We start from the raw sequence: 12,872 nt of genomic DNA, 5'->3' as shown, positions 1-12,872 counted from the left end.
CCACTGTTTAGAGGACGAACAATCTAAAAAAGCAACTGATGTGACAATTACGACGAACAGATTTTCTGGTGATTACAACGGTAAGGCATTTTATTTAATAGGGTCACTACAAGCTTAACGTACCGCTGTAGAGGCCATAGGCTGCATAGATGGCACTGACAGTAATGACTGCCAGCACCACTTTTTCGGCTGTATTGAACAGCTGATGCTTGTGCTCTCTGCGTGCTTTTATATAGAGAACCACACCAGGAAGATACAACAAAGCGGATAGTAAAAAGTACTGAATACCAGCGGCATACAACAGCCAAATACTATAAAACAGCGCGGTTACCCCAATAATAATATCTTTTGTGGCACTCTCGGATGGTTTGTAACCTTCTTTGCGATAGGCCACCAAAAATCCATAGGCAGCAGAAAAGAAATAGGGAATCAAAATCATGGAAGTGGACAGATAAAAAATATTGTTATAGGTGCTTTTACTAAAGTAGGTGATGACTAAGAATAACTGTGTCGCTGCAGAAGACACCAATAGTGCATTTACCGGTACATCAACGGCATTTGTCTTATAAAAGAACCTCGGCATGGTTTCGTCTTTGGCGGCAACGAATAAAACTTCGGCACAGAATAGTGTCCAAGCCAATAAACCACCGAGTAGCGAGACGACCAAACCGACTGAGATAAAGGTCGCGCCCCATGGGCCAACGGCATACTCTAGCAAATAAGCCATCGACGGGTTTTTCATCGCTGCAAGCTCAGGGAGGGATCTAACACCCATCGCTAAAAAGTTAACCAGCATTAATAGCACTAACGTAAAAATGAACCCCAATACGGTGGCTTTGCCAATATCGGAGCGTTTTTTGGCGCGTGCAGAATAGACACTGGCCCCTTCAATACCAATAAATACCCATACCGTCACCATCATCATGTTTTTAACTTGATCAGGGACTGACCCTAGATCTGTCTCTCTGCCCCAAAAGTCGCTATTAAACAGATCCATATTAAAGACCGTAAAAATAATGACAATAAAGGTGAACAGCGGTATCACTTTGGCGATCGTAATCAACGTATTGACTGAGGTAGCCGTCTGGATACCTTTGGTAATCATGAAGTTGTATGCCCACAATAATACAGAGGCACCCACCAATGCAGTTAGGGTATTACCATCTCCAAACACATTAAAAAAATAACCCAGCGTACTAAATATCAGCACATAGTAACTGACGTTGCCCAACCAAGCAGAGAGCCAGTAGCCCCATGCAGAGTTGAAGCCCATATAGTTACCAAAGCCTGCCTGCGCGTAGGCATAAACCCCACTGTCCAGTTCAGGCTTGCGATGTGCTAAATTTTGGAACACGAAGGCAAGCATCAGCATACCAATGCCAGTGATGATCCAACCAATCAAGGACGCACCAGGGCTTGCGGTTTCAGCGATGTTTTGCGGCAATGAGAATATACCACCGCCTATCATAGAGCCTACGACAAGGGCAATGAGTGCGGTAAAGTTTAGATTTTTCTCGGATGGATTATGCGTTGTTTCAGACATGGTGAAGACCTTTTATTCTCTGATTGAGAAATATATGAAAGCAACAAAATAGATTTGGTCTTGAAGGTTATTTAAAAACATTGTTTAATATATGAAAACACCACAATATTAGCATGGAATATTATGATTTTGCTAGCTCAATGTCCATCATTAAAAATATTTATGTATCTATATCCGTCAAATAACCGTGAGACTCCATGATGAAAATGTTTGCTATGGCAGCAGGTTTTGTACAAGTAGTACCTGAGTCGGTCAAAAGACTTGCAGGGTTATATTGAATGAATCATAGGATGCTCAAAATAAATGCAGTTTCTGATGGTGTATTGAGGTGGTATCGAGTACCATAACCACAATAAAATTATGGATTTATTGGTATTTCTGACTAAGTCGTGTCCTAATCGGCTCAATATCCAATGAATTAACTGTATTGCCGAACATGAGTACCGAACACCTTATATACCTCACTCAGCATCCTGCATTAGCGTAGAAAGTGTCTTGTACTCACAAAGCGCCAATATTGCCAGTCATCGTGATCGACACGAGGTGTACTTGAGCTGATTTCCTACACCCAACACGCCCTATACTAAAAAATCATTAAAATTTTTAAATTGAGGATATGCCCGAATACGGTTAAAAAACGTATGGGTTGGTTATTTTCTGTTTTATTTCCGCATATAAATAAGATATAGGAACCGTTATGAAAAAAGCATGGGTTTTGATTCTATTGCTTGTCGTGGCCGCCGCTGCCGGTTGGTATTACTGGCAACAGCAGCAGCTTGCACAAGCCCTACCGCTAGGAATAGTCAGCTCAAACGGTAGATTGGAGCTTGAGCGGTTTGATATTGCTAGCCTTTATCCAGGTAGAGTCGAGCAAATGCTGGTGGCGGAAGGAGAGGATGTCGATGTCGATCAGCTGCTTGTGAAGCTGTCTTCCTCACAAAGCGAAAGTCAGTTAGTGGCGGCACAGGCAACCGAGCAGCGCGCACATGAAATGGTGTCACAGGCACGGGCGGGTCGTAAGCAAGGAGAGCAGGCAATGGCGCGTGCCAACGCCCAAATCGATGCGCAGATTGAACAGCAAAAAATAGCCAAAATGGAGTTGGATAATGCTCGCAAGATGCGCCGCGAAGATTTGGTGTCAGATTCAGAAGTGACCAAACGCCAAGCGGCTTACAATGGCGCGGTTGCGGTTGTGCAGGCGGCGAGAGCAGCGTACGCAGAAGCGCAGGCAGCTGTTCAACAAATCGATGCTCAAGTAGCGGAAGCAAATGCTGGCGTCAATCAGGCCAAAGCTCAAGAAAAATCTGCCGCTTCGATGAATGACGATATGTTGATACGCAGTCCTAAAGCGGGCCGTGTGGAATACCGAATTGCCGAGGTTGGTAGTGTGATTGCAGCAGGCAGCAAAATGGTCAGCCTACTAGACACAGAAGATGTGTCTATGACTCTTTTTTTACCTAACGGGCAGATGAGTGGCTTACAAGTTGGTAATGACGCGAGAGTCGTGCTAGATGGTCTGGATAGTGTGTGGCCCGCAAAAGTCTCGTTTATTGCATCACAAGCACAGTTTACACCCAAGTCAGTGGAAACACAGAACGAGCGCGAAAAGCTCATGTTTAAAGTGCGTATCAAATTACCTGTTGAAATAGCTAAAGAATACAAAGGTCTACTCAAAGGCGGCATGACAGGTAATGGTTATGTGCGTAGCAATACCGACGTAGTATGGCCGAGTAACCTTGCTATAAACCTTCCCAAAAAAGGCCAATCCTAGTTTCTCATGTTCGAGTATGACAGCAGAAAATGAGGTCATAAATTATTCAGAGGGTTTTACAACCGAAGAGTTATCTTTATGAATAAATTAACGATACAAACTGAGAGATAACGTATGGATAGCCAACATACCGCCGTTGAAATTAACACTGTGTCGCATACATATGGCAAGACGGTTGCTCTTGATAATATTTCCCTAAATATTTTACAAGGGAGCACCGTTGGGCTAATTGGTCCTGATGGTGTCGGAAAATCAACGTTGTTGTCTCTTATTGCAGGGGTCAAGGTCATTCAAAATGGCTCCGTGCAAGTATTCGGTAAGGATATGGCAGAAAAATCTGCACGTGAGGCGCTGTCAAAACATATCGCCTTTATGCCACAAGGCTTAGGGCATAATCTTTATCCAACCCTGTCGGTATATGAGAATGTGGAATTTCATGCACGACTGTTTGGATTGAATGCGCATGAGCGCCATGTACGAATAGCCCGTTTGCTTGAGGCAACTGGACTAGCACCGTTTCCTGATCGTGCGGCTGGCAAGCTATCGGGCGGAATGAAGCAAAAACTGAGTTTATGCTGTGCGTTGGTGCACAATCCTGACTTACTGATTCTTGATGAGCCAACCACAGGGGTAGACCCTTTATCACGCCGTCAATTCTGGTCATTAGTGGCCTCGCTACAAGCTGAACGTCAAGAGATGACGGTCATCGTGTCGACAGCCTATATTGATGAAGCCAAAAATTTTGAATACCTGCTAGCGATGGATGACGGCAAGCTCTTAGCCAATCAGCGGACGCAAACCGTCATGACAGAGCTGAATGTCACGTCACTTGAAGAAGCCTACATCAAGCTATTGCCACCAGAGAAACAAACGAATGCAGGCGCGTTGATTATCACGCCATTTGTCCCTGATCCTGATGCACCGCCCGCTATTGAGGCAAAAAACTTAACCAAGCGTTTTGGAGACTTTACAGCGGTTGATAATGTCAGCTTTTGTATTGAGAAAGGTGAGATTTTTGGTTTTTTAGGCTCTAACGGTTGTGGTAAATCGACCACGATGAAAATGCTGACTGGATTGATTGATAAAACAGAGGGCTCAGCCAAACTGCTGGGTCAGTCTATCGATGCAAATGACATAGCGACAAAAATGCGTGTCGGTTATATGTCGCAGTCTTTCTCGCTTTATGAAGAGTTGAGCGTACGTCAAAACTTAGAGCTGCATGCAACCCTTTATCAAATAGAAGGGGAGCGTGGACAGCAGGCCGTAAAGGATGCGTTAGATAAATTTGACCTCAGTGCTGTGGCGGATACAGCGCCAGCCTCGTTGTCACTGGGTATCCGCCAACGATTACAGCTGGCAGCGGCTTGTTTGCATCATCCCGAAGTATTGATTTTGGATGAGCCAACCTCAGGTGTCGATCCTGGTGCTCGTGATATGTTTTGGCGACAGCTATTGACGCTTTCACGAGAAGATAAAATCACGATATTTATTTCTACTCATTTTATGAATGAGGCCAGCCGATGCGATCGCATCTCTTTTATGCACCGTGGTCGCGTGCTGGTCGTTGGTACACCGACAGAGCTGACACATAATAAACAAGCGGAAGATCTCGAAGAAGCCTTTGTAGAGTATCTGCTCGAAGATGAAAAAAATGACACTGAACCCACCAGCCAAAACGACACGACTGAAAATACACCAGCAGAATCAGCGATCATAGCGTCTGAACCTGATAGTCAAACCGACAAAACCGACACGCTTAAGTATTGGTTTACCACTGTGTGGACATTTGCCACGCGTGAATTTAAAGAGCTATTACGCGATAAAATCAGGCTGTTCTTTGCTATCGTTGGGCCCATTATTTTGATGGTCATGACTGGTTGGAGTATCTCTTTTGATGTGCACGATTTACCGTATACCATACTGGATCAAGATCACTCTGCACAAAGTCGACAGTTGACGGAGTACTTTTCGGGCTCAGAATATTTTACATCTACGTCACCCGTAGACTCTATAAAGGCCGCTGAATACGCGCTTAGAAGCTCTGAGACGAAATTGGTTATTGATATTCCAGTGGATTATGGACGTGATTTATTGGCCAATAGACAACCAGAAGCGAGCTTTTATATTGATGGGACAGTACCATTCAATGCGGCCAATATTGAGGGCTATGTAGGAGGGATTATGAGGATATATATCAAAGACCTTCTTCAAGATACTGGCTTGCCTATCGATTTAGACCCTGCTGCTGAAGTGGTTCCACGCTTTATGTATAACCAAGACTTCAAAAGTGTGAACGCGGTCATTCCCAGTGTGCTAATGATGATACTCATGTTGATTCCGGCAATGATGACCACGCTGGGTGTGGTGCGTGAGCGCGAAGTTGGCTCGATATCAAACCTCTACACATCACCAGCCAGTGTGCCTCAATATCTGCTCGGAAAACAGCTGCCTTATGTCGTTCTGGGACTGATCAATTATCTCATACTTGTGCTCATGGCCATATTTTGGTTTAAAGTGCCCATAAAAGGCTCTTTTTTGGCGATGTCTTTTGGCGCATTGCTGTTGGTCTATGTGTCTACAGGCTTGGGGCTTTTAGTGTCTAGTTTGGTTCGTACACAGGTTGCCGCCTTGTTTGTCACCGCCATCGTCACTCTGATACCCACCATTAACTACTCTGGGTTGTTGTACCCGCTCTCTAGTATGGACGGCATTGCTTATGCCATTGGGGTCGGGTTCCCCGCATCTTGGTATCAGCGTATCAGTATTGGCGGGTTTACTAAAGGACTGAGTTGGTCCAGTTTTTTGACGGAGTACATGGTTTTGACCGCTTTTGCCTTGGCATTTATCACATTTGCCTCTATTTTCCTGAAAAAGCAGGAGGTATAAGTGCAGACTTTTAAAAATATCTGGACGTTGACCATCAAAGAATTGCGCAGTCTTTTTGGAGACAAGATACTGTTTCTCATGATTGGCTTCGTGTTCTCTGTCACTATTTATACTGTGGCAGAAGGCATCAATACGGATGTACGCAATGCGCCTGTAGGTATTATAGATTTAGACCGTACAGCCCTGACCAGACAAATTCGAGATGCCCTACAACAACCTTACTTTCTGCCTCCTGTCGATGTAAAACGCGAAGATGTCGATGAGTTGATGGACAAGAGCAAGCTTATTTTTGTGCTGGAGTTTCCACCTGGGTTTGAACGGGATGTGCTGGCTGGACGAAAACCGCAAGTTCAGCTGTTAATTGATGCCACCACCATGACTCAAGCAGGTATTGGGCAAGCCTATATTCTCCAAATATTTAATCAGGAAGTGAGTAATTTTTTAAAACAAGCCGATCCACCGTTATTGGTCAAGCCAGTACTGAACATGATATTTAACCCAAACGGAGACAGCTACTGGTACACACCAGTTATGGAAGTCTGCAATATGATTGCGCTCTTGGCAATAGGGTTGTCTGGTGCTGCCGTTATCCGTGAACGCGAACGTGGCACCATCGAGCATCTCTTGGTGATGCCAGTCAATACAACAGAAATCGTGATTTCAAAAATACTTGCCAATAGCTTGGTGATTTTATGTGCCTCCATGTTATCGATGGTTTTTGTGGTCCAGTATCTGCTCGGCATTCCCATCAACGGGTCGCTGCTTTTATTCGGTAGTGGTGTGGTCGTTTATCTGTTCTCCATATCTTCTCTCGGCATTATGCTATCAACCATGGCACCGAGTATGCCGCAGTTTGCCTTATTGATGTTGCCCGTTTTGGTTGTATCGTTACTCTTATCTGGCTCTATAGCGCCACGCAGCAATATGCCCGAAGCGGCACAAATGATAAGCGAGTATTGGCCCACGACTCAGTTTGTCAGCTTTACTCAAAATGTTTTATTCCGTAATGCTGGCTTGGACATTGTTTGGCCTGAGCTATTAGTCATGACAGGTATCGGCGTCGTGTTTCTTATTTTTGCTTTAGTACGATTTAAAGCGATGCTTGAAAAGCTAGGATAATGTGCAAAACAGACTGACCCAATTTGGCTCAATAAAAGCCAGTCATATGTATAACGATATCCTAGGATAGCTTCTATGAGACGTCCTAGGGCGTGTTTGATATTCGACCATGGCACTGAATTAAAAATAATGATAGAGAATATAAGGAGAAGAAGCGCATGTTTCCATTATCCAAAATTGTGAGTTTGGGAGCATTGGTCTTGATCTTAAGCGCCTGCCAAAGCACACAGGTTGTACGCCAAAGTGACATTTCTATTCCGACAATGTTTGACGAAAACAAAGCGGCGAAGGGCAGTCCAGAAATTAGCCACTGGTGGCGACAATGGCAAGATCCGCTATTAAGTCGCCTAATAGAGCAAGGCTTACAAGACAGCCCCGATATCCGTATCGCTGAAAGTCGTTTTGCAGAAGCAGTGGCAATCAGTCGTCTTGCCACTGCTGATCTTGGGCCACAAGCTGGCGTCAATGCTTCAGCGGGCCTTATAAATGGTTCGGCTCATCTGTCTGCAAATGACAACCTCAGTCGTCTATTGGGTGCTAGTACAGCGCTGCTGGAGACGCACCAAGATATAGACAGCAGTCATGCTAATGCGGGATTCTCTGCTGCGTGGGAGCCTGATATATTTGGCAGAAAACAAAGTGATGCTGATGCCGCCCGTTATGCGGCGTTGGGTGTACAAGAAAAAGTATATGGCGCGCAAATGCTACTGGCAGATCAAATTGCTGATCACTATTTTCAGGCCCGTGCCGCCCAGCAGCGTGAAGTCATTACCGCCCGCAATGTAGAGATATTGACGCGCTTTGAGCGATATATAAAAGGGCGTTTTCAAGCAGGTCAAGTCACCATGTATGAAGTCAATAATGTCCAAAGTAAACTCAATGCCATGCGTGCGAAAAAAAGCACAATCAATGCAGAATATGCCACACACGTACGTAGCATAGCCGTACTTATCGGGCAAGTACCGCAAGGTTTTGAGCTACCTTCTACGACTGTAGACATTCTCAATCATCAACCGAGTGCGCCCAGTGGCCAAACGCCACAAGGGTTGCTAGAACGTCGTCCAGATCTGCGTGCCTATGGCGCACAAGTCAATGCCTATTCTGCCAAACTGGCAAGTGCCAAAGCTGATCTGCTGCCACGTTTCTCCATTCGTTTTTTAGGTCAAGGTGGGCGTATTGACGTTGACAGTGATGTGCCAGATTTGAAAGGTTGGGGCAGTATACTGAGTGTGGGTATACAGGTTCCCATTTTTACGAATGGTCGGATTGAGGCCAATATTGACAGCGCAGACGCTCGATTGCAAACGGCGCTACTGCAATATGATCGACGGCTACTGCGCGCGCTCGGTGAGGTAGATAATACCTATCAGGTGCATCAGGCTCTACAGCAGCAACAAAAATTGCTGAATACGGCCTATCAGCAGTCTGCCAAGCGTGCCAGCGATGCCGAAAAACTGTTTCGTTATGGTTATCAAACATTAGATGAAGCTCTGACAGCGCAGCTCGACTCGGAACAAATACAAGAAAACTTGATCTACTCGCAGCTTGCTCGAGCACAAATGCTACTGAACCTTTATAAATCATTGGGAGGAGGGTGGGTAGAGAATGTCACTGCGGAGGCATCGTAAATTTCGCTAACTATTTGCTACTGATTTTCTCACTATCTGCTCATCCCAGTACGGCGGCGTGCCATAGTAGTCCGTCATAAAGTCAATAAAACATCTGACTTTATGGGGCAGCAGTTTTCTATGGGCATAGACGGCATATAAGCCTAAAGGGTTGGGCTCGTATTCAGGTAGGACTATGACCAATTTGCCAGTGTTTAGCGCCTCACTAGTAATAAAAGTCGGCTGCAATATCAGTCCCGCACCTGCAATGGCGGCTTCTACCAGTACGTCGCCGTTGTTACTATGGAAAACGCTACGTTCCTTGAAATGTTTTGTCTTTAGGTATTTATAAATTTGCCCCTGAGTTTCTACATTCATATAGCTATAGTGCAAATAGCGAAGTGCCTCTAAATCCTCAAGTTGTTTGGGCAAACCATGAATTTTCAAATATTCAGGTGAGGCACACAAAACCACGCGGATAGGCGCAATTTGTTTGGCGATGAGCGACGAGCTCTCGAGCTGTCCAATACGCAGTGCGATATCAAAGCCTTCTTCGACGATATCAACTTTTCGGTCGCTCAGCTGTAGATCAACAGTGACTGAGGGATATTTTTCTTGAAAATCAGCGATCAATCTTGCCATGTGTTTTAAGGCAAACGAGACGGGCGCACTGATTCGTAGAACCCCTTTAGGGTGTTGTTGTAAGCCGCCCAACTGTGCTGCCATTTCATCAATACTCGATAAAATATGCTGTGCATGCGTAAAATATTGACTGCCAGCCTCAGTCAAACTGACCTTGCGAGTAGTGCGGTTGAGCAGGCGAGTATGTAGTTGCTCTTCCAGTCTTGCAACATACTTGCTGACCAGCTGCGGTGAGAGTTGCATCGTGATGGCCGCCTTACTAAAACTGCCCTCTGTCACTACCGCGACAAAGGCACGCATTGCGTCAATTCTATCCATATTTTTATCCCAATATTAAATACACTATAAACAATATGTTGATAATTATTCAATATAACTCAGCTTACTATTTTATATCGTTGATAGTAAAGTGTGCTCATATCATTCCCTACACAATTTATCCCAATAATATGTAATCGAGTAATTATCAATGACAACATCACTATTGCACAAAATTTTGACATCAAAAGCTGGGTCAGCAGCTTTAATTCTTCGTGTACCTGTCGGCTTGATTTTGGCAGCCCATGGTGCCCAAAAACTATTTGGCTGGTTCGGTGGTAATGGGCTAGCAGGTACGGCTCAATGGCTAAGCAGTATCGGTATGGAGCCTGGCTACTTGATGGCCATGCTGGCAGGCGGTGCTGAGTTCTTTGGTGGCCTTGCATTAGTCATCGGACTATTGACCAGACCTGCCGCAGTGGTCGCTGCATTCACGATGTTAGTGGCTATTTTTTCTGTTCATATCAGTAATGGATTATTTGCCGCTGACGGTGGCTACGAATATGCATTGGTATTGATGGTGGCTTTGCTTGCTTTAGCAGTACAAGGTGGCGGTGCTCTGAGCATAGATAAGATGCTATCAGAAAAGTAGAGTGGATCTAATGGCTATTAGCAGCCCAAATGCTGCGCTTAGTTTACATGATTATATCTTACTCAGGCATATCCTCAATCTGAACGGTAAACTATAAATGGGCTGCCATTGATCTCAATTTTATCACCACTTTCAAAATGAAGACACGCCCTAATATTAAAGAGTGTCATATCAACCAATATACCAAAAAGTTATTCAAGTAAATATTTGATTAACGAGTCGAATTTAGAGACATGGACTCTATAAAAAATATTGTTATCTATTGTTAAGTGTCACTCGATGCTATGTATAATGCAGCCCTAGCACAGCGTTCACTCATACACCCTTAATAAGAAGATTTCATTATGTCAAACAAGCGTCCTTTATATATTCCCGTTGCTGGACCTGCTCTTTTAGAGACTCCTTTACTGAATAAAGGTAGTGCTTTTTCATCAGAAGAACGTGATAGCTTTAATCTAACTGGGCTACTGCCTCATAACATTGAGACGATTGAGGAGCAGTCATTACGCGCTTATCATCAACTGCGCTCATTCACTAGTGATATGGATAAGCATATTTACTTGCGTAACATCCAAGATACCAATGAAACCTTATTCCATCACCTCATTGAGCAGCATATTGAGGAAGTGATGCCGCTCATTTATACCCCAACCGTTGGTCAAGCGTGTGAAAAATTCTCGCAAATTTATCGCCGTAAACGGGGTCTGTTTATCTCATATCCTGAGCGCCATAAAATTGATGACATGCTGCAAAATGCCACCAAGCAAAACGTCAAAGTAATCGTTGTCACTGATGGAGAACGTATATTAGGCCTAGGCGATCAAGGCATTGGCGGTATGGGAATCCCCATTGGTAAACTAGCTTTGTACACGGCTTGTGGTGGTATTAGCCCTGCTTATTGTCTCCCTATTTTGCTGGATGTCGGCACCAATAACCAACAGCTACTTGATGATCCTATGTACATGGGTTGGAGAAATCCACGCATCTCGGGTGATGAATATAATGATTTTGTCGATTTATTTATTCAAGCTGTTAAGCGCCGTTGGCCAGAAGCATTATTACAATTTGAAGATTTTGCCCAAGAGAACGCGACACCATTATTGAATAAATATCGTGACCAGTTATGCTGCTTCAATGATGACATTCAGGGCACTGCTGCGGTTTCAGTCGGTACCTTGATTGCAGCGTGCTTAAACAAAGGTCAAAAACTTAGCCAACAAAAAATAGCATTTTTAGGCGCAGGATCGGCGGGCTGCGGTATTGCTGAGCATATCATTCGCCAAATGCAGCGTGAAGGATTGACTGAAGAGCAGGCTCGCAGTCAAGTATTTATGGTTGACCGTTATGGCCTACTTACTGATAATATGACAGAGCTACAAAAATTCCAAGAACCATTGGTACAAAAAGAATCAGCTATTGCAAGCTGGGACAAAAGTCAAAAGCTGGGTTTAGCGCAAGTGGTTAAACAAGCAAAAATAACCGTACTATTCGGCGTCAGTGGACAAAAAGGTCTGTTCACCCAAGAAGTGATCGAATCGTTGTGCGTTAATACGGAAAATCCAATTGTACTACCACTCTCAAATCCTACATCTCGTGTGGAAGCAACGCCGCAAGAGGTCATGAATTGGAGTAAAGGTAAGGCAATTATTGCGACGGGCAGTCCTTTTCCTCATACTACTTTTAACGGCCAGTCTTTTGAGGTTTCTCAGTGTAATAACAGCTATATTTTCCCCGGTATTGGTCTGGGTGTTTTAGCAGCACGGGCGACGGGTATCAGCGATAATATGCTAATGGCGGCAAGCCAAGCCCTTGCAGATATATCAATGGAATACGAAAAAGCACCTGGTGCCATCCTACCGCCTATTGAGGTTATCAGAGAGATCAGTGAAAAAATAGCGTATGCAGTGGCATTGCAGGCGGCTCAAGATAAGCTAGCACTACCTATTACAGCGGAGAATTTACAACGTCGTTTAAAAGCAAATTTTTGGTTACCTGAATATCGTAACTATCGCCGTACTTCCTTCTAGGTTTATAAATTAGATATAACAAACCCTAATATTGGGCATATTACCTAAGTACAATACTGAATGAAAAAAGGTTGCTAACGCTATATTATATATAGTGTTGGCAACCTTTTTTTCTGTAAAAATCAGTTATAGCATTTATTAACTTAGGGGCTGTCCTAAATTAGTTGACCACTATAGTCAAAGAATTTATAAATCGCCACACAGCCATAAGAAATAAAAGAACAAGGTATCAACGCAATCTAGCCGCCACTCTTTACGTTTTTGTTTAACCCAAGCCCACATCTGTTCGATATAGTACATCCTTTATAAAAGTGGTACAGTTCTTTTAAAATAAGCGAAAAGTAAAAAGATTATGACTTATTCAGCA

Annotated in this window: 8 protein-coding genes; 6 read left to right on the top strand and 2 right to left on the bottom strand. The window is 44.1% G+C overall.

Features of this window, described 5'->3' with window-relative positions:
- Positions 1-106: 106 nt before the first annotated feature.
- Complete coding sequence (gene arcD, locus QL982_RS07130; protein WP_197102690.1) at positions 107-1,543, bottom strand: arginine-ornithine antiporter; 1,437 nt, start codon at positions 1,541-1,543, stop codon at positions 107-109.
- A 697-nt stretch (positions 1,544-2,240) separates the two neighbouring features.
- On the opposite strand from arcD, the gene QL982_RS07125 reads away from it, so the two are divergent.
- The 4 genes from QL982_RS07125 to QL982_RS07110 all read left to right on the top strand — a co-directional run bounded on the left by QL982_RS07125 (position 2,241) and on the right by QL982_RS07110 (position 8,947).
- Complete coding sequence (locus tag QL982_RS07125; protein ID WP_290161494.1) at positions 2,241-3,314, top strand: HlyD family efflux transporter periplasmic adaptor subunit; 1,074 nt, start codon at positions 2,241-2,243, stop codon at positions 3,312-3,314.
- 114 nt (positions 3,315-3,428) lie between these two features.
- On the top strand, positions 3,429-6,200 hold the full coding sequence (gene rbbA / locus QL982_RS07120) for a ribosome-associated ATPase/putative transporter RbbA (RefSeq protein WP_290161492.1): 2,772 nt from the start codon (positions 3,429-3,431) through the stop codon (positions 6,198-6,200).
- Positions 6,201-7,319: an ABC transporter permease gene (locus QL982_RS07115; protein WP_290161490.1), complete on the top strand. Its 1,119-nt coding sequence runs from the start codon at positions 6,201-6,203 to the stop codon at positions 7,317-7,319.
- Between the two features lie 158 nt (positions 7,320-7,477).
- Entirely contained in the window at positions 7,478-8,947 is a 1,470-nt protein-coding gene (locus QL982_RS07110; protein WP_290161488.1) for a TolC family protein, read from the top strand.
- A 6-nt stretch (positions 8,948-8,953) separates the two neighbouring features.
- On the opposite strand, the gene QL982_RS07105 is transcribed toward QL982_RS07110, so the two are convergent.
- The gene (locus QL982_RS07105; RefSeq protein WP_290190247.1) at positions 8,954-9,886 is read right to left on the bottom strand and encodes a LysR family transcriptional regulator; all 933 of its coding nucleotides are present in this window, start codon (positions 9,884-9,886) and stop codon (positions 8,954-8,956) included.
- 151 nt (positions 9,887-10,037) lie between these two features.
- Here QL982_RS07105 and QL982_RS07100 point away from each other — a divergent pair, with 151 nt between their 5' ends.
- Both QL982_RS07100 and QL982_RS07095 read left to right on the top strand, forming a co-directional pair.
- Positions 10,038-10,478, top strand: coding sequence for a DoxX family protein (locus QL982_RS07100; RefSeq protein WP_290161484.1), 441 nt, complete (start codon positions 10,038-10,040; stop codon positions 10,476-10,478).
- A 341-nt stretch (positions 10,479-10,819) separates the two neighbouring features.
- A complete protein-coding gene (locus QL982_RS07095) occupies positions 10,820-12,505 on the top strand; it encodes an NAD-dependent malic enzyme (RefSeq protein WP_290161543.1) in 1,686 nt (561 codons plus the stop codon).
- Positions 12,506-12,872 lie beyond the last annotated feature (367 nt).

The sequence above is a fragment of the Psychrobacter sp. 5A.1 genome, from assembly GCF_030407455.1.
Lineage (GTDB): Bacteria > Pseudomonadota > Gammaproteobacteria > Pseudomonadales > Moraxellaceae > Psychrobacter.
The sequence above is the reverse complement of the archived record's forward strand: the minus strand, read 5'-3'. Positions and strand labels throughout refer to the sequence as shown.

Bases quoted from the DNA above. Each gene is read 5' to 3' on its own strand.
- arcD (WP_197102690.1), bottom strand. From the start codon at position 1,543: ATGTCTGAAACAACGCATAATCCATCCGAGAAAAATCTAAACTTTACC.
- QL982_RS07125 (WP_290161494.1), top strand. From the start codon at position 2,241: ATGAAAAAAGCATGGGTTTTGATTCTATTGCTTGTCGTGGCCGCCGCT.
- rbbA (WP_290161492.1), top strand. From the start codon at position 3,429: ATGGATAGCCAACATACCGCCGTTGAAATTAACACTGTGTCGCATACA.
- QL982_RS07110 (WP_290161488.1), top strand. From the start codon at position 7,478: ATGTTTCCATTATCCAAAATTGTGAGTTTGGGAGCATTGGTCTTGATC.
- QL982_RS07105 (WP_290190247.1), bottom strand. From the start codon at position 9,886: ATGGATAGAATTGACGCAATGCGTGCCTTTGTCGCGGTAGTGACAGAG.
- QL982_RS07100 (WP_290161484.1), top strand. From the start codon at position 10,038: ATGACAACATCACTATTGCACAAAATTTTGACATCAAAAGCTGGGTCA.